Raw genomic sequence first — 19,195 nt, 5'->3', positions numbered from 1 at the left:
AAAATTATGCAGGAAACCTACACCAAAAGAATGCGTTTAAAACAATGGGCAGAACAAGACAGACCAAGAGAAAAGTTATTATTAAATGGCCGTCGTTTACTCAGTGACGCTGAACTGATAGCCATTTTAATAGGCAGCGGATCAAAAGAGGAAACCGCTGTTGAGCTCAGTAAGCGTATTTTAAGTGATGTGGAAAACAACCTGAGTGACTTAGCGCGATTAACCCTTGCAGATTTATGCAATTATAAGGGAATAGGAGAGGCGAAAGCTATTGCCATCATTGCTGCTTTGGAGCTGGGACGACGGAGAAAAGAGAATGCCTCGGTACTAAAGCCTCAAATTGAGAGTAGCGAAGATGCCTATCAGGTGTTGCAATCGGTTTATGCTGATCTATCTCATGAGGAATTCTGGATTCTGTTATTAAATACAAATAATAGGGTAATTGCAAAGGAATTAATAAGCAAAGGTGGGAGCGGTGTAGTGGCTGTTGATGCCAAGGGTGTGTTCCAAGCGGTATTGCAGGCAAAGGCAACGGGTTTGATCTTAAGCCATAACCATCCTTCCGGCTCGCTGAGGCCAAGCATGGCAGACAAACAGCTGACGAAGAAAATTGTTGAGGGAGGGAAACTGCTTGACGTTAGGGTACTGGATCATCTCATCATTTCCGATGAAGGCTATTACAGCTTTTTAGATCATGGAGATATCTAGTAACCGAATTCAAGTTAATATTCGTGATCTATCTTATCTCAAAGTACGATAAAAATAAAAAATATGCTAAGTTTGCAACAATTTTTAGCGTTGCAACCGGTGGGACGATTAACAGGTAGCCTGTTTATTGCAGCCTCCGTATTGAGTCTGGATTTAATAAACTTTTATTGGCGATATTTATTTAATCTGTCACCCTAGCAACGTCGAAATAAAAAAGCAAAGAAAACAGACTATTTCCATGAAGATATCGTACAACTGGCTCAAACAATTTATATCTACTGATAAAAACCCGAACGAACTTTCACAAATATTAACAGATATTGGTTTAGAAGTTGAAGGTGTTGAAGAAATCCAGGGCATTCCTGGGGGTTTGACAGGTTTAGTGATCGGAGAGGTGAAAACTTGCCAGCAACACCCAAATGCTGATAGACTGCGTATTACTACGGTCGATGTCGGTGAAGCTTCTTTATTACACATTGTCTGCGGGGCTCCAAATGTCGCTGCCGGCCAGAAAGTAGTAGTAGCAACCGTTGGTACAACGGTTTACCCATTGGAGGGTGAGCCTTTTAAAATCAATAAATCGAAAATAAGAGGAGAAGTTTCCGAAGGGATGATCTGCGCGGAGGATGAAATAGGTTTGGGCAAATCGCACGAAGGAATTATGGTATTGCCCGCTGACGCACCCGTTGGAAGTTTGGCTAAAGATTTTTTCGGTGTAAAAGACGATTATTGCTTCGAAATCGGGCTGACGCCGAATCGTGCTGATGCCGCCTCTCATTTAGGCGTTGCTAGGGATGTAGCGGCTGTTTTGAGACAGGAAGTAAAGTTGCCGGATATTAGCTCCTTCAAAGCGGGATCGGGTCGTTTGATGCCTGTCACTGTGGATAACACCAATGCTTGTAAGCGTTATTCTTCCCTGAGTATTAGTGGCGTAAAAGTTGCCGACTCACCTGAGTGGTTACAGGAAAAACTAAGGGCAATTGGCTTAAGACCCATTAATAATATTGTTGACGTCACCAATTATGTCCTTCACGAGCTAGGGCAACCACTGCATGCATTTGATGCAGATAAGGTAGCAGGTAGTCACATTATCGTTCGCAACGCAAAAGAAGGCGAGGCTTTTGTTACATTAGACGAGGTAGAACGTAAGCTATCTTCGGAAGATCTTATGATTTGTGACGAGGAGAAGCCCCTATGCATTGCTGGCGTATTTGGCGGACTAAATTCAGGCGTTACCGGAACGACTATGAATGTGTTTTTGGAAAGCGCCTATTTTGATGCCGTTTCTATTAGAAAGTCGTCAAAGCGACATAACTTGAAAACAGATGCTTCGTTCCGATTTGAACGTGGTACAGATCCCGATATGACCGTTTATGCGCTTAAACGGGCGGCGTTGCTAATGGTGGAAGTCGCAGGTGGAGAAATATCTTCCGAGATATCAGATATTTATCCTGCTCCGGTAAAACCTTTTGTTTTTGAGGTCAATCCGGACAACGTTCGACGTTTGATCGGTAAAAATATCACTGACGAAAATATTGTTGATATTTTACAGGCATTGCAAATACAGATAGCAAGCAAAGACGCAGGCGTTTTGACGGTTTATGTTCCGCCCTATAAAGTTGATGTGACGCGGGAGGTTGACATTACCGAAGAAGTTTTGCGCATTTACGGTTATAATAATATCGAGATGAAGCAGCAAATCAAGGCTTCATTGAATACTTCTGCAAAACCGGACAAAGAAGTGATTCAGAACCTTGTTGCGGATACTTTAATAGCCAATGGATTTAATGAGATTTTATCCAACTCGCTTACTAAACTAGCCTATGCCGATAATGAAGAGACAGTGGTTAAGATACTAAATCCCTTAAGCAGTGATTTGGACGTCATGCGACAAAACTTGCTCTTTTCCGCATTAGAAGCTGTTGCATATAATCAAAAGCGAAAAAATCCCGATTTGAAATTATTTGAGTTCGGGAAGACTTATCATATGGTAGACGGCGTTTACGAAGAAGAACAGCAATTAAGTTTAACCATTACGGGCGCTCAACATACCCAGCAATGGAACCAACCGTCGCAGCCCGTTTCTTTTTACGATATAAAAGCAGCAGTTGATGCCTTAGTGAAGCGTCTTAACATTCGCGATCTCAAAACGGAAGACTTGGAGAGCGTGCATTTTTCATATGGCCTACAATATGTTAAAGGACAAAAGACCTTAGTGAAATTTGGCGCAATTTCTACAAAGGCTTTAAAAAAAGCCGATGTGAACGGCATGGTATATTGCGCGGTATTCAATTGGGAATTACTACTAAAGGCCATCCGTAAAAATAAAATCACCTATAAGGAAGTAGCCAAATTTCCTGCGGTAAGAAGAGATTTATCGCTATTGATTGATCGGCAAGTAACCTTCGACGCTTTAAAGAATATAGCCGAACGAACCGAACGTAAACTTCTCAAATCAGTAGGTGTTTTTGATGTTTATGTAGGTGACAAGTTGCCGGCGGGAAAGAAGTCCTACGCTTTGAGCTTTGAGTTGCAAGACGAGGAAAAAACCTTAACAGATAAACAAATTGATTCGGTGATACAAAAATTAATACTTAACTTTGAAAAAGAAGTAGGTGCAGAAATTAGAAAGGGATAGAGGCTAACTAAAAATGCTAAATAGAGATGTCAACGGTTTCAGCGCAATTAGATAATGTCGTAGAGAAAACAGCAAAACTGATTGAATTATGTTTATCTTTACAAGAAGAAAACGACATGCTTAAATTGGAGAATCAATCCATTAAAGTAGCATTTGAAGCGTCCAAAGATAAAAATAAGGATCTGGAGGAGAAACTGAAGGCGCTAACTGTTGCCCGTTCTTTGGAAGGTGCACCGGTAGAAAAGGAAGCCATTAATGAAAAAACACTTGACATCAAGCAAAAAATTAACGATTTTGTGCGAGAAATAGATAAATGTATTGAGTTACTAAAATAGAGTAACCCAAATTATATAGTGAATCAAGCTCATTCTATGGGAGATATTTCCATAAAAATAAATATTGCAGACAGGATATATCCTTTACGGATAGAGATGGAAGAAGAAGAGATTATCCGTCATGCAGCGAAATTAATTAACGACCGTATAAAAGATCTACAGGAGAATTATGCGGTAAGAGATAAGCAAGATCTGCTTTCGATGGCTGTATTGCATTATGCTACAGCAGCCTTAAAGGCAGAAAAAAAGGTGAGAGAAGAGGATACAAGCGTATCCGATAAAGTTTACCAATTAGATCAATTGCTATCGGAGTTTTTTAAAGATTGATTCGTTCTTTTGAAATATAGAGCTATAAGATTTAACCGCAGTTAATTCGGGTTTCACTATTTTTAAACTTAACACTTCAATATAAAGAAGCGTAAATAGACATACTCCATTTTGCTTTCGCCACCTGGAGATAGTTAGTACGCTAAACCTGTATATAGAAGTTTAAAATAATTGGAACCTATTTTTAACTGCGGTTTTTTTTTGCGTAAACCTTCCTGACCTTATGGGAAAGGTGTTGGTTTTGCACGATGATTAAGCAATCAACGGTTCTAGAAACGGGGATAGTATGATCCCCCGGTTCTATTATCAACTAAATATATATATAAACAACATGGAAATAGTAATTTATGTGTTATTAGGTTTGGCTATTGGCGTATTGATCGGACGCTTTTTACTCCGTAGCTTACTTAAGAAGCAAGAAATTGCAGCACAGAATAAGGTTAAACGTATCTTAAAAGAGGCTGAACAAGAGGCGGAGATGCTGAAGAAAAATCGTTTATTGGAAGCAAAAGAAAAGTTTCTTCATTTAAAGGCCGAACATGAACGGGAGGTTAACCAAAAAAATAATGCGATCAATCAAAAGGAGAACTCGCTTCGCCAAAAAGAACAATCACTTAATTCCAAATTAGAGCAAGTTAATCGGGAAAAGCAAGAGCTTGATAACGTTAAGAAAAATCTGGAACGTCAGATTGAGCTGAACAACAAAAAACAGGATGAGGTGGAGCATTTGAAAATGCAGCACATTAAGCAGTTAGAAACAATTGCGGGTTTATCGGCGGAAGAAGCGAAAGAACAACTGGTAAATAACCTAAGAGAAGAGGCACGGTCGAAAGCAATGATCCAGATAAAAGACATTGTAGATGAGGCCAAACTCACCGCCAGTAAAGAAGCAAAAAAGGTGGTCATTCAAACTATACAGCGTACGGCTACCGAAAGCGCTATCGAAAATACGGTTTCCATCTTTAACATAGAAAATGATGAAATCAAAGGACGCGTTATCGGTCGTGAAGGACGTAATATCCGTGCATTGGAAGCAGCTACTGGCGTAGAGATCATCGTTGACGACACACCTGAGGCGATTATCTTGTCCGGGTTTGATCCGGTAAGAAGAGAGATTGCGCGGCTTGCTTTGCACCGATTGGTTACAGATGGACGTATTCACCCCGCCCGCATTGAAGAAGTTGTAGCGAAAACCAAAAAGCAGATAGAAGACGAAATTGTAGAGATTGGCGAACGTACCGTTATTGATTTAGGCATTCATGGTTTACATCCGGAGTTGATCCGGATGGTTGGCAGAATGCGTTATCGTTCCTCTTATGGGCAAAACTTGTTGCAGCACTCGCGCGAAGTGGCTAATTTTTGTGCAACCATGGCAGCTGAATTAGGGTTAAACGTAAAACTGGCAAAACGTGCCGGCTTATTGCATGATATTGGCAAAGTACCTGATGATAACCCGGAATTACCTCATGCGATTTTGGGTATGCAATTGGCTGAGAAATACAAAGAACATCCGGAAGTTTGTAATGCCATTGGAGCTCACCATGACGAAATCGAAATGACTTCACTTATTTCTCCAATTGTGCAAGCTTGCGATGCTATTTCCGGTGCGAGACCGGGAGCACGGAGAGAAGTTGTTGAAAGTTATATCAAGCGTTTAAAAGAGTTGGAAGAGCTAGCACTTTCTTATCCAGGCGTGGAAAAAACGTTTGCGATACAAGCCGGTAGGGAATTGCGTGTGGTGGTAGAAAGTGAAAAAGTTACTGATGCCCAGGCAGAAATATTAGCGGCAGATATATCCAATCGTATACAAACCGAAATGACATATCCCGGGCAGATTAAGGTTACGGTTATCCGCGAAACCCGATCAGTGGCCTTTGCAAAATAAATAATACAAGGAGGTTGTTTAAAAAGGCCTTTTCTTGACATTTTTTCGATTGCTTGCTCATCGCTGGTAGGCAATCGAAATAAGTTGAGATATGAGTACACGGTCGAATGAACATCGGGAAAGCTTTTAGGCATCCTCTAAATTCTTACTCTTATGTCAAAACAGCTTAAGTCGGCGAAGCAAATACAGACAAAGAAACGCCCTATTGATCTTTATTTTGAGCAATATGCTGAACACCACCAACGTTCAAGCAACAAACTGATTCATTGGATCTGTGTTCCACTTATAACCTTTAGTATTTCCGGGCTTATCTGGTTCATTCCTTTTCCACATCTTGAATTCTTAGGGCGCTATAATGGCTTTATTAACTGGTTTACCATCGCAATGGCACTGGTGGTTTACTACTATCTCCGTTTAGCTCCTACGTTATCTTATGCGATGCTTTTTAGCTTTGGGGTTTTCAGCTATATTATCGTACAACTGGAGTATTGGGAAAAAGCAGGAGGGCCTGCACCTTGGTTGATATGCCTGATCATTTTTGTTATAGCATGGATCGGACAATTTATAGGTCACAAAATTGAAGGTAAGAAACCATCGTTTTTGACAGATATCAAGTTTCTTTTAATCGGTCCGGTTTGGTTATGGCATTTTATTTTCAAAAGGCTAGGAATACCGTATTAAGGTCTTAGGTATTAGCTGTTAGGTCTTCAATCCTAACAACCAATAACCAGTAACCAACAACAAACAATTTTGGTTACAAATAATTAACTTTAACCTAACCAAAAGATTAAGTATAGTACTTATCATTATCAAATGAAGATATTGTATGCTGTACAGGGAACAGGTAACGGACATTTAAGCCGGGCGATGGATGTGATCCCTTGTTTAAAAAAACGGGCAGAGGTAGATATTCTTGTGAGCGGTATCCAAGCCGATTTAGATTTGCCTTTTGAGGTCAAATATCGTAAGCACGGGCTTAGCTTTATCTTTGGAAAAGCAGGCGGTGTTGACCTTTGGCGAACTTTTATGAGTAATAAAGTTCGAGATATCGTAAAAGAGGTAAATGAAACGCCTGTTGAGGATTATGATCTCGTGATCAACGATTTTGAACCTGTAACGGCTTGGGCCTGTCATCTACGTGAACACCCTTGCATCGGCATGAGCCATCAATCAGCTGTTTTGGATTCCAAATCGCCAAAGCCTGAAGAAGTGGACATGATGGGTAAGTTTATTTTAAAGCATTATGCCCCCGTAGATGTAAGTTACGGCTTCCATTTTCAGCCTTACAGTCCCTCTATATTTACACCGGTTATCAGAAGGCAAATCCGGGAGCAGGAAATCAGTGATAAGGGGCACTATACGGTGTACCTACCGGCCTATGATGACGCACGTCTATTAAAAAGCCTGCTACGCTTTGATCAAGTTCAATGGGACGTGTTCTCTAAGCATAATCGAGTGCCCTTTTCACTCAAGAATGTGAACGTTCAGCCTATTAATAATCAGAAATTTGTGGAAAGTATGGCCTCTTGCCATGGTATTTTATGCGGGGCGGGCTTTGAGACACCTGCTGAAGCGCTTTTTTTGGGTAAGAAGTTAATGGTTGTTCCGATGAAAAATCAATATGAGCAACATTTAAATGCGGCGGCGTTAATGCAAATGGGCGTACCGGTTATCAAAAATCTCAAATCAAAGAATGATGAAGCTATTGAGCGCTGGATAAATACCGATCAGGGGGTAAAAGTTAGTTACCCTGACAATACACAAGAGATTGTAGATAAGATTTTAGCCACGCATCTCCATATATGAATCGCAGTTTATTTGGTGAAGAGTTTATCTGGGGCGTATCTACGGCCGCTTATCAGATAGAAGGGGGGCATAATGCTGACGGGAAAGGCCCATCCATATGGGATGTTTTTAGTAAAAAGAAAGGAAAAATCAGAAACGGGCATCATGCGCAAGTTGCGTGCGATTTTTACAATCGGTATGAAGACGATATTTTACTAATGAAACAGCTGAATATCCCGCATTTTCGCTTTTCCATTGCTTGGACACGTATACTGCCGGAAGGTGTGGGAGAAATTAATCGCGAGGGTATCAACTTTTATAACCGGGTCATTGATACGTGTATCCAACATGGAATTACACCTTGGGTAACCTTATATCATTGGGATCTTCCGCAAGCACTGGAAAACAAAGGTGGCTGGACCAACCGTTCCATTTTAGAATGGTTTGAGACCTATGTCCGTTTATGTGTTGATTCTTTTGGCGATCGTGTAAAGCATTGGATGGTTATGAACGAGCCGGTTGCCTTCGTTGGTGCGGGCTATTTTTTCGGAAAGCACGCGCCGGGACGGTGGGGTCTCCGTTATTTTTTGCCGGCGGTGCACCATGCTACCCTTAGCATGGCCCGAGGGGCCAAAATTATAAAAGAGCGTTATCCTACGGCAATGGTAGGCACTACTTTTTCACATTCGGTGCTCGAGCCCATATCCCTTAAGACGAGACATATCCATGCACTTAGAAGGGCAGATGCAATTATGAATCGCCTTTTTTTAGAACCTATCTTAGGGATGGGATATCCCATCGACGCTGTCAAAGCGCTTAAAAATTTAAAGAAATACATCCTCCCCGGCGATGAAGATAATATTGCTTTTAATTTCGATTTTATTGGACTTCAAACTTATACCCGAGAGGTTATCCAATTTTCAATGCTGATGCCTTATGTGTGGGCTAACATTGTTGAACCTCGCAAAAGGGGGATAAAACACACGACGGCGATGGATTGGGAGATTTATCCATCATCTATCTATGAGGCACTCAAAAGATTTCAGAGCTATCCCAATATGCCGCCTATTATCATAACCGAAAATGGGGCTGCATTTAAAGACGAAGTGATCGGTGATCGTGTTTATGATGCGGAGCGGACAAAATATTTACAAGATCACATTCAGCAGGTCTTGCGCGCTAAAGAGGAGGGAGTGGATGTGCGTGGCTATTTTGTATGGACCTTTACCGATAATTTTGAATGGGCGGAAGGATACCATCCGCGCTTCGGTCTGGTGCATGTCGACTTTGAAACGCAAAAACGTATCGTTAAAGAAAGCGGGAAATGGTATGGAGAGTGGTTAAGTCGTTGATTTGTTAAGTAGGGTCTTAAGTGATGAATGTTGAATGATGAATAATGAATGATGAATTTTTGCGTAGAGTAGAATAGTTCATGCCTATAGCTTAATATAGACATAGGATGTAAGACAGGAAGTGTTGATACTTGATACCTCCTAAGACATAGGAGGGGAAGAAAACACGCAACCCACAACTCGCAACTTAAAACTACTCCCTTAACTATTTTCCTACTAACTATTTCCCCACTCAACTAATTTTTTTATGTTTGCCTATCATGATCAAACCATTAATTATCGCGGGTCTTGTAGCTGTGTCGGCACTTCCTACATTCGCGCAGCAAAAAACGAAACAAAAAATAATACCCAAGCAAAATAAAGTTACACCCATGTTCGAAAGTAAAATCGACTCAGCTTCTTATGCCTTTGGTTTAAGTATGGCAAGAGATTTAAAGAAGAGAGGATTGAAAAATCTAAACGGAAAATTAGTAGCACAGGCTATCGAGGACTATTTTTCAGAGAGTCCTATCCGTATAAAAGAAGAAGATGAATATAAGGCTATCAGCGACGTGTTAACAGCGGCAGCAGAAGATTTAAAGAAAGAGCAAACAGCTGCGGGTGATTCCTTCTTAGCACAAAACAAAACGAAAGCAGGGGTTCATACTACAACGAGTGGTTTGCAATATGAAATTATTCGGGACGCTGTCGGACCGAAACCATTGGCGACAGATTCCGTTACCGTAAACTATAAGGGTGCACTTTTAAGTGGAAAAGTATTTGATAGCTCTTACGATCGGGGCGAACCGATTTCATTTCAATTAAATCGCGTTATTCAGGGATGGCAGGAAGGCTTGCAGTTAATGCCTGTTGGGGCGCACTATCGCTTCTATATACCCTATCAATTAGGATATGGAGAGCGCGGTGCCGGAAACGATATTCCTCCATTTAGCGTTTTGGTATTTGATGTTGAGCTGCTTAAAATAGGAGGCTAGTATTCATGAATGTGCTTGGAAAATCCGATTTAAAAGTTAGCGAAATCAGCTTTGGCTGTATGTCCTTAGGAGAAAACCAATCGCATGCAAGTCACTTATTACGTAAAGCTTTTGACAATGGCATTAACTTTTTCGATACGGCCGATCTCTACGATAAAGGGATGAACGAAACCTATGTTGGCGAAGCGCTGAAATCGGTCAGAAAAGAGATTGTTCTTGCCACAAAAGTTGGAAATCAATGGCGACCAGATGGAAATGGCTGGGAGTGGAATCCTTCGAAAGAGTACATTCTCAAAGCGGTAGAGCAAAGCCTTCGACGTTTGCAGACGGACTATATCGATCTGTACCAGCTTCATGGCGGTACCATAGAAGATCCAATAGATGAGACGATTGAGGCCTTCGAACTATTGAAGCAACAGGGTAAAATTAGGTGGTATGGAATTTCATCGATTCGACCAAATGTCATTCGCGAATATATTAAGCGATCTAGTATTGTGTCGGTGATGATGCAATACAGTCTGTTGGATCATCGTCCGGAAGAGGAGATACTGAAGTTGTTAGCTGATCACCATATTAGTGTAATCAGTAGAGGAGCTTTGGCTCAAGGAAGATTGCTTGGAAAGAAAGAAGGAGATTATTTGCAATTCAGTTCGAGTGAGGTACTCAAAGCCGCTAAAGCCATTCATAAACTAGCCGGAAAGTTGGATACATCGGATACTGCTGTGGCATTAGCCTATGTACTCGAAAATCGGGCAGTAGCTTCGGCCGTAACAGGCTTTCGTACAGAAGAGCAGTTAGATCAAGGTTTAAGCATTTTGAAAAACCGGCCGAAACTATCATCTGATGAACTGCAGGTGTTAAGAACGCAAGTCCGAAGCTTTACCTACGATAGCCATAGATAGAATAAACCCACAAACCAAATAAAATCAAGATGAACTATAAAAAACATGTATGGAGTAGCCTGATTGCTATCGTAGCAATCGTTTTTACAACAAGCGTTTTAAAAGCGCAAGATAGGCCGGAAGAAAAATTAGGTTGGAAATTAGGCGCCCAGGCCTATAGTTTTAACCGATTTACTTTCGCCGAGGCAATTGCTAAAGTAGATAGCTGTAAATTGAAGTATATTGAAGCTTATCCAGGTCAAACTATTGGTGGTGGGATAGAAGGTAAAATGGATTTCGCCATGAGCAAAGAAAAAAGAGCGCAGGTTTTGCAATTGTTGAAAGACAAAGGAATTACCTTGGTTGCTTTCGGTGTTGTAAGCGCCGATTCGCCGGAAGCTTGGCGTCAACTTTTTGAGTTTGCCAAAGCCATGGGTATTAAAAACATCAATACTGAGCCTAAGCAAGAAGATCTTCCTTTAATCGGAAAGTTGGCTACTGAGTTTAAAATCAAAGTATCCATTCACAACCATCCGAATCCAACCCACTACTGGAGCCCCGAAATTGTGTTAAATGCTATCCAACTGGCAAACAGTAAATATGTAGGCGCTTGTGCCGATATTGGCCACTGGGTACGTTCCGGTTTAGATCCCATAGAATGTCTACAAAAGTATAAGGGACATATCAACCATTTACATTTTAAAGATTTGAACGAAAAATCGAGAAATGCACATGATGTACACTGGGGTACCGGCGTTGGTAACATAAAAGGGGTGATGCAAGAATTAAAAAACCAAAAGTTTAAAGGGATGCTTTCAGCGGAATACGAATACAATTGGTTAGCCAATTCTGCAGATATCGCGGCTAGTGCTGAAAACTTCCGCAAATTAGTGAAAGACTTAGAGTAGGATAAGTTTAAGCTATACGTTGTAAGTTATACCGTATAGAATGGAGCCATTGCACACCGCAGTGGCTTTTTTATTTACAAATCAACGTAAAATTTTTTTTGAAGCTACCGTGTCACAGCAAGGCGGGGATTTCGTTTATTATTACAAACATTTCCACTGATTTTAAATACATCAAGAATTTATTATATTCGCCTTAATTATCATATATTCTTATGAATAAACAATTTTCCTCAAATACGCCCCCTCCGGTAGCCTAAAGGCTAAATAACCGGATTTATCATTTTCATGTTCTCACTTTTTCAGTGAGGGGATATTGTCTACATTTTCATGTGACCATTCAAGGTTGTTTGGCCTCTAAGCAGGTATTAACGTAATTATTTTCTAACAATCTTGAAATGGCAAATTTAAAATACATCATAATGGTCTTAATGGGAGGCATCATGTATGGTACGATGTCCTCGTTCGTAAAGTTATTCTATTCACGCGGGTACCATGCCGCTGAACTATCCTTTTCACAAGCATTCTTGGCAGCAGTATTTCTCGGGACAGCCCAATTCCTTTCCCGTAAGGGAAAAGTACGCCTCACACGGAATGAATTTATATCTCTTTTAGCAACAGGCGGAGCGATTGGTCTCACCAATTATTTATACTATCAGTCCGTAAGCTATATTTCCGCATCACTTGCTATCGTAATTCTTATGCAGTTTACATGGTTCAGTTTATTACTGGATTGGGCTGTGTTCGGTAAAAAACCAAATAAGTCGGAATTGCTGACGGTTGTTTTCATTCTTATCGGCACGGTTATGGCCGCAAACCTTTTCGGAGAAGATGTCCAATCCCTCTCGTGGATCGGTATTACCTTGGCACTTTGTTCATCGTTGACCTATGCCATCTATATCGTTGCGAATAGTAGGGTTGGCCACACGGTGGGTTGGTTGCCTAAAAGCATGGTAATCATGGCGGGTTCTGCATTGACTATTTTCATCATCAATGTAAAAACCATTTTGGCGGGAAGCTATTTCAGCTATGAATTTGCAATGATGGCAGTTTTTCTTGCCATCATCGGAACGACCATTCCTACAGCGCTTTTTGCAGCCGCTATTCCAAAGATCGGGGCAGGCATCAGCTCCATACTAATGACGATCGAGCTTCCCGTTGCCGTCCTTTGTGCAAGCATCGTCCTGAATGAACAACTAGGGTTCGTGCAGATTGTAGGCATACTTGTGATGTTGGCAGCAATATCGACAATGAATTATTATAAATCACTAAAAAACAAAAAAGAAAAGCAATCAGGTTCTGCATTGTCTCCATAATTTAAGCATTATATGTACCTGGTTTAGCCATTTATCTATTTTAGTATGCTTCTACGGAATTGATTTGGGACGCGGTTGTTGCAAGCGCTTAGATCCGACCTTGAGCCGTGCTCCATCCGTGTCCCATTCGCCCTATATCCCAGTGATATCCTTATATGGTACGTAAAAAGGCCCAAAACACGGCTTTTTAAGCAATACCTATCGGACTCCTATCGAACTAAGCTATAGATGCGATCAAGCATGAACAAAGATCGTGTAAAGCAGTTTGGGCCCCTCGCTTGTACCTCTTTTGGAGATGGCTTCGGTGGTTCGATTCACCTTGGTCGGAGCTCAATGGGGACTCGTGGCGAGATCCTTGGGGAAACACTCCATTAAGTGCGCCTTCAGCCCCGCTCAAGTTAGCTCGCTGGGGAGAGGATGGGGAGGGGCGAGGGAGTAACTAGATAGCTTTTCAGGGATCTTATCTTCGAGAGGTGCTTAAATAGTATCTACGACGTTCTGTCTTATGCCTGATGATTCATCGAATCCACGTGGTAATCCCTTTTTATTCCATTCAATTACCCCTTAACTCCGTACCAAATTCGTAAGTTTATTAGGTGCTGTTCAGGTTTTACCAGATTTTAGTCAGGTTTATCTGATAAAAAGCTGATAGGATCTGGTAAATATCTGATGAAATCTCGAATTTGGCACGAATTTAACCTGAAGTTGGTTATGCCTTTTAGACTTTGGCATGCTAAGCAGCGCAGCTTCAGGCAGTGTATATGTGCTTAGTCTTACATTTAAATACAAGTAGGTAGCTGTCTCCGTTATCTTTTTTGAACTGTTGATGATTTATAACATCACTTCGAGGGGGTGTTTTTTATGAACGAACACGAAATGATCCATTTACGAGTTCCGAAATCATGAAGATTTTATTTAAGTTATTTTTATAGTCTCGAATTGCGAAAGCAATATTATAAAGAGGTTATGAAAGTGTTAAGCGTTATATAAAATGCTGATTTTATGCTTAATATTCCAATGACAAGGTATGTCTAACAATTCAATCCTTGTTTAGTCTTAACACTATATTAACAATAGATATATATAAGAATAATACGAACTTAACATTCTGTTTACCTGTTCTTGCGTCCTTTGTAGCGGAATATTACAAGTTACATGAAAGTCAAGACCCTAATCTTTTTAACTCTATTATTTAGCGGTTCAATTACTTTTGCTCAACAAAAGGGAATCGTTAGTGGTGTTGTGGTAGATGCTTCATTAAATAATGAAACCATGCCCGCGGTGTCCGTCGCCGTGCAAGGTACCAAGTTGGGTGCCAATACAGATATCGACGGAAAATTCAAATTAGAACTTAATCCTGGAACTCATATCCTCGTGTTTAGTTATGTAGGTTACCAAACTTTACGGGATACAGTCACTGTAAAAGCAGGAAACAACATTAATCTTAATGTCGCCATGGCCTCCGATGCACAGATGCTCGATGATGTAGTGATTGTTGGTGAAGTAAGAAAGGATACTGAATCGGCTTTGTTAAGAAAGCAGATGAACTCGGCTGTGATTACGCAAAGCATTGGCTCACAGGAAATGAGCCGAAAAGGTATCAGTAATGCAGCCGTTGCTATTACGAAAGTAACTGGTATTGCGAAACAAGAAGGGACAACGGGTGTATTTGTTCGTGGTTTAGGAGATCGTTATAATAATACCTTGTTAAATGGTTTGCCGTTGCCATCGAATGAGCCAACAAGTAAGAACATCTCGTTAGATTTATTTGGAACGGATGTTATTCAATCAATTGGCATTAGTAAAACATATACTGCAGAGGACTATGGTGATGTTGGAGGTGCTACTGTTAACATTCTTTCGAAAGAACACGTTGGTAATCCTACATTAAGCGTAGAAATTGGTGGTGGTTTAAACACAAATGCTTTTCGGTCTGATTTTAAAAGAGCAGATAACTGGAAGCGCTTTGGTTTCTATAATATCAAGCCACCTACTACGCTGCAACAATATACTTTCGGGAGTAAATGGTCGCCTAATACTGTTGATAAGCCTTTTAATTATGACTTTTCTATTCAAGGGGGAAAAAGTTTTCAGATAGGCCAAGAAGGGAGATTAAATGTTTTTGCAACTGTCTCTCATAAAAACAATTATCAGTTTAGAGAAGGTTCTGAGAAAGTAATGGGTTCAAGGGTTGATATCGTCAATGCCGATTACTTCAACATAGAGAAGAATGTTTACGAGACGAATACCACTGGTATGTTCAACCTAGATTATCGAGTTAATTCAAAAAACCGATTAAGGTGGAATAGCATATTCATTAATGGCTCTTCTAGTGCTGTGAATGATTATGATGTGGCTCCATTAGATGAACCAATACAATTTACACGACAAACATTGACCCAGCAAAACCAATTATTCTTGAATCAGTTGCTCGGAGAACATCAATTAAAAGAACGTTTATCTTTAGACTGGGGAGCATCTTATGGTATCGTCAATGCTGATATGCCTGATCGGATTACTAGTACCTTATCAACTAGTAACAGTGGAGGTTTTGAGTTCAACAATTCTCAGGTAAATAATCAGAATAGGTATTTTCAATATATTAATGAGAAAGAAGTCGCAGGGAGATTTGCTTTTAATTATAAGCTGTTTGAAAATGAAGCAGGGGAATACGACGGAAAACTAAGTGTGGGTTACACCGGACGGTATAAAAAACGGGATTTCGAAGCTACTCAAATTAACGCTCGCATCCAACAGTCCGGCATAGCAGCTGATCCTAACAATCTAGATGCATTTTTGAATGCAGATAACTTTACAACTGCTACTGGTACAGGTCCAACGTTTCGCTTTGAAACCGCAAGAGTTTTAAGTTTGGTTCCCCAAACATACGACGCTAATTTAAATATACATGGTGGCTTCGCCCTTTTTGAGCATAGTCCAAACAAAAAACTTACCTATACATTGGGGTTAAGAGCAGACAAGGTCTTACAAAAAATGACATGGGACGTAAATATTCTGCAACCCATAGTAGATTTTGATCAAGCGGACATTGATAAAATTTTTATATTACCTGAAGCTACTCTTAAATATGCTTTGTCGGAAAATCAAAACTTACGAGTAGCAGCTAGTAAATCTTATACGCTTCCTCAATTCTTAGAAAAAGCCCCTTTTCAATACGAAGATGTGACATCTTTGACCTTCGGAAACGGAGCGTTAAAGCCCGCAGACAATTATAATTTAGATATCAAATGGGAGCAGTTTCCAAGTTCTGATGAATTATTTTCGGCAGGAATCTTTGGTAAATATATCAAAGATCCGATTAGCCAAACATTAATCACGTCAGCGGCATCGAACTTGTTTTCATTTCTAAATGCTGGAGATTATGCTTACGTATTTGGTGCCGAAGTAGAGATGAGAAAGAACATTGCTGGCGGTTTTTCGGGAGGGATGAACGTAACTTATATGTATAGTCGCCAAGAGTTGGATCCCGAGAAAGTTGCGGAAGAGACCGACTACACAATGAGTGTTAATTTTAATGGTGATCATGATCGCCTACAAGGAGCCTCGCCTTTGTTGGTGAATGCAGACTTGACTTATAAGTTAAATACTGGAAAAATCAGGCCAACTGTTGCTGTCGTAGGAAATTACTTCTATGATCGAATTTTTTCATTGGGAGCTTTCGGTAGAGGGAACATAGTAGAAAAAGGCTACCCTACTTTGAATTTTATTTCAAACACTGCAATAAATGAAAGATGGGAGGTAGGATTGAAAATTAATAACTTATTAAATAATGAAGTGCGTATGGAACAGGAAAATACCGATCAAAGTGTAGAGGTATATAACTACAGGAGAGGATTGGACTTTAGTTTAGGTATTAAATACAAGATTTTTTAGACAAAAATAAAAACAGAAAACAACAGAGTTATTCATTCAAAATGACAATTATGAAAAAATTATTCTTAAGCATGATGGTTATCGCAACTATGTTTGCAAGCTGTAGCAGCGATGATGATAATAATCCAGGCCCTGATGGTGGAGAAATTACTTTTGAGGATGGTATTATTAGTGGAAATATCGATAGAAACGCTCGTGTAACCGCGGGGAGAACATATACTTTGCGTGGTCCGGTCTATGTTAAGTCAGGAGCAACCTTAACAATTGAACCAGGTGTGCGTATTGAAGCGGAATATTCAGAGAATGTAACAAATGTAGCTTTTTTAGCTGTTGAACGAGGTGCTATGATCAATGCTGCCGGAACAGCGGAAAATCCAATAGTATTTACTTCAGGCGCTGCTACACCTGCTGCTGGGCAATGGGGTGGCATTGTTATTTGCGGAAATGCTGGCACTAATAAAGGTGCAAATGCACAAGCAGAAGTGGCTGGTTTGATATATGGCGGTAATAATAATACTGATAATTCAGGTGTCTTATCACACATCATTATTGAGTATTCAGGCAATAAAATTAATGACGAATCTGAATTCAATGCGCTTACGTTATACGCTGTTGGTAACGGGACTACTGTAAACAATATATTTATCAATCAAGTTTCCGATGACGGTGTAGAATGGTTTGGAGGTTCGGTAAATGCTGAAAATTTGACAGTGATCGGGTCGCAAGATGATTCCTTTGACTGGGCTGAAGGCTGGAATGGTAGAGTGACGAACTTGTATGCTGATCAATCTGCAGCTACAACTTATTCTTCAGATAGCCGTGGCATTGAAGCGGACAGCAACCAGGATAATCCAACTTTAGCTCCTGTTTCAAGTCCGACGTTAACAAATTTAACATTAATAGGTCGTAATAGCACCTCTGTAACTTCGGAAGCGGGAATGATGTTGCGTCGTGGTACATTAGGCTCAATCACCAATGTTTATCTAAAAGATTTTATCGCTGGAGAAGGCGTTGTTGCAAGTGGTGCAGAATCTTTAGCTCATTTTCAAGCTAATAAAGTGAAACAAGTTCGTTTTGATAACGTACCAAATAAAGGTACTGCTGGAACGTACGAAGAAGATCCTAACGCTACGGGCGCTGGTAACGGTGCTGCTCGTCCTAATTGGTCAACTTGGGCTGAGTCGCATTTAACTGCCAACTAGTCTATTGTTAACATAAATGCTTTAAAGCGGCTATCTAACAGGATAGCCGCTTTTTTGTTATCTATACTTGGATGTTTGATATAGGATGACTGTTAGGTTTAACTAAAACCTCACTTCAAAGACGTTCGTCCTTATAGCAAACACTATTGGCTTTATAATAAACACATTCAGATTTAATTTAAAGTTGTTTGCCTTTATCTTGTTTCCGTACAACTTTGCCTTAATTCCGGTCGTCTTTACTTCAAAGTCGGTTGGGTTTATGATGAATCCTTTTGGGTTTATTTCATTGCTGTACGACTTTGTAGCAAAGTTGATCGACCTTATATGAAGGACGTTTCCATCTATAATAAAGTCATATGGGTTTATAGTAAAAACCGTTGACTTTACTATAAAGACAATTGGGATTACGTTAAAGTCAATTGGAATTGAGGTAATTCCGTACTTCTTTAAAGCAAAGCTAATTGCCGTTACATTTATGTTGATCGGCTTTATAATAAAGGTGATCAAATTTGTATTAAATATGGTTGTCTTTATGACGATCCCGGTTGACTTTACATCAATACTAGTTAGGTTTGTTTTAATGTCATTTGGGATGGGATTGAAACTGGAGGGAATAGGGAGTAGTTAGTAATGAATAGGACTTAAATGAGGACGTAAGGTATGTTCCCAACTAACAGGTTCCCTTGTTCACTGGGGGAGGTGAATAGAGAGTAGTTAATAGGACTTAAATTAGGACGTAAGGTATGTTCCCAACTACCAGATTCCCTTGTTCACTGGAAGGAGATGAATAGGAAGTAGTGAGTAGTTAATAGTGAATGGAGTAGGAGTTAAATGAGGACGTAGGGCCTATTCCCAACTAACAGGGTCCCTTGTTCACTGGAAGGAGGTGAGTAGTGAGAAGGGAGTAGTTAATAGTGAATAGGACTTAAATGAGGACATAAGGCATGTTCCCAACTACCAGGTTCCCTTGTTCACTGGAAGGAGGTGAGTAGT

14 protein-coding genes are annotated in these 19,195 nt (G+C 40.2%); all 14 read left to right on the top strand.

Features of this window, described 5'->3' with window-relative positions; genetic code table 11:
- Window positions 1-6: 6 nt before the first annotated feature.
- The 14 genes from radC (at window position 7) to FKG96_RS16885 (ending at window position 18,202) form a co-directional block, all read left to right on the top strand.
- The gene (gene radC / locus FKG96_RS16950; protein WP_013667208.1) at window positions 7-708 is read left to right on the top strand and encodes a DNA repair protein RadC; all 702 of its coding nucleotides are present in this window, start codon (window positions 7-9) and stop codon (window positions 706-708) included.
- A 238-nt stretch (window positions 709-946) separates the two neighbouring features.
- Window positions 947-3,346 (top strand): phenylalanine--tRNA ligase subunit beta, encoded by a 2,400-nt coding sequence (pheT, locus tag FKG96_RS16945; RefSeq protein WP_130855793.1) that lies wholly within the window; start codon window positions 947-949, stop codon window positions 3,344-3,346.
- 26 nt (window positions 3,347-3,372) lie between these two features.
- Window positions 3,373-3,681 (top strand): hypothetical protein, encoded by a 309-nt coding sequence (locus FKG96_RS16940; RefSeq protein ID WP_130855794.1) that lies wholly within the window; start codon window positions 3,373-3,375, stop codon window positions 3,679-3,681.
- Window positions 3,682-3,717: 36 nt separating this feature from the next.
- Window positions 3,718-4,008, top strand: coding sequence for a cell division protein ZapA (locus FKG96_RS16935; RefSeq protein ID WP_041387595.1), 291 nt, complete (start codon window positions 3,718-3,720; stop codon window positions 4,006-4,008).
- Window positions 4,009-4,339: 331 nt separating this feature from the next.
- Complete coding sequence (rny, locus tag FKG96_RS16930; protein WP_013667203.1) at window positions 4,340-5,893, top strand: ribonuclease Y; 1,554 nt, start codon at window positions 4,340-4,342, stop codon at window positions 5,891-5,893.
- A 153-nt stretch (window positions 5,894-6,046) separates the two neighbouring features.
- On the top strand, window positions 6,047-6,574 hold the full coding sequence (locus tag FKG96_RS16925) for a DUF962 domain-containing protein (protein WP_130855796.1): 528 nt from the start codon (window positions 6,047-6,049) through the stop codon (window positions 6,572-6,574).
- Window positions 6,575-6,706: 132 nt separating this feature from the next.
- On the top strand, window positions 6,707-7,699 hold the full coding sequence (locus FKG96_RS16920; protein ID WP_130855797.1) for a glycosyltransferase family protein: 993 nt from the start codon (window positions 6,707-6,709) through the stop codon (window positions 7,697-7,699).
- Window positions 7,696-9,030 (top strand): GH1 family beta-glucosidase, encoded by a 1,335-nt coding sequence (locus tag FKG96_RS16915; RefSeq protein ID WP_130855798.1) that lies wholly within the window; start codon window positions 7,696-7,698, stop codon window positions 9,028-9,030. Before FKG96_RS16920 ends, FKG96_RS16915 begins: the two co-directional genes overlap by 4 nt.
- 260 nt (window positions 9,031-9,290) lie before the next feature.
- Complete coding sequence (locus FKG96_RS16910) at window positions 9,291-10,004, top strand: FKBP-type peptidyl-prolyl cis-trans isomerase (RefSeq protein ID WP_242627172.1); 714 nt, start codon at window positions 9,291-9,293, stop codon at window positions 10,002-10,004.
- Window positions 10,005-10,009: 5 nt separating this feature from the next.
- Complete coding sequence (locus FKG96_RS16905) at window positions 10,010-10,906, top strand: aldo/keto reductase (protein WP_130855799.1); 897 nt, start codon at window positions 10,010-10,012, stop codon at window positions 10,904-10,906.
- Between the two features lie 29 nt (window positions 10,907-10,935).
- Window positions 10,936-11,793, top strand: a complete 858-nt coding sequence (locus FKG96_RS16900) for a sugar phosphate isomerase/epimerase (RefSeq protein ID WP_130855800.1) — start codon at window positions 10,936-10,938, stop codon at window positions 11,791-11,793.
- A gap of 395 nt (window positions 11,794-12,188) precedes the next feature.
- Window positions 12,189-13,106 (top strand): DMT family transporter, encoded by a 918-nt coding sequence (locus FKG96_RS16895; RefSeq protein WP_130855801.1) that lies wholly within the window; start codon window positions 12,189-12,191, stop codon window positions 13,104-13,106.
- 1,155 nt (window positions 13,107-14,261) lie between these two features.
- The gene (locus tag FKG96_RS16890; RefSeq protein ID WP_130855802.1) at window positions 14,262-17,000 is read left to right on the top strand and encodes a TonB-dependent receptor; all 2,739 of its coding nucleotides are present in this window, start codon (window positions 14,262-14,264) and stop codon (window positions 16,998-17,000) included.
- 50 nt (window positions 17,001-17,050) lie between these two features.
- Window positions 17,051-18,202, top strand: coding sequence for a hypothetical protein (locus FKG96_RS16885; RefSeq protein WP_130855803.1), 1,152 nt, complete (start codon window positions 17,051-17,053; stop codon window positions 18,200-18,202).
- Window positions 18,203-19,195: the final 993 nt, after the last annotated feature.

The organism is Olivibacter sp. LS-1, assembly GCF_008245145.1.
Taxonomy (GTDB): Bacteria; Bacteroidota; Bacteroidia; order Sphingobacteriales; family Sphingobacteriaceae; genus Olivibacter; species Olivibacter oleidegradans.
The sequence above is the reverse complement of the archived record's forward strand: the minus strand, read 5'-3'. Positions and strand labels throughout refer to the sequence as shown.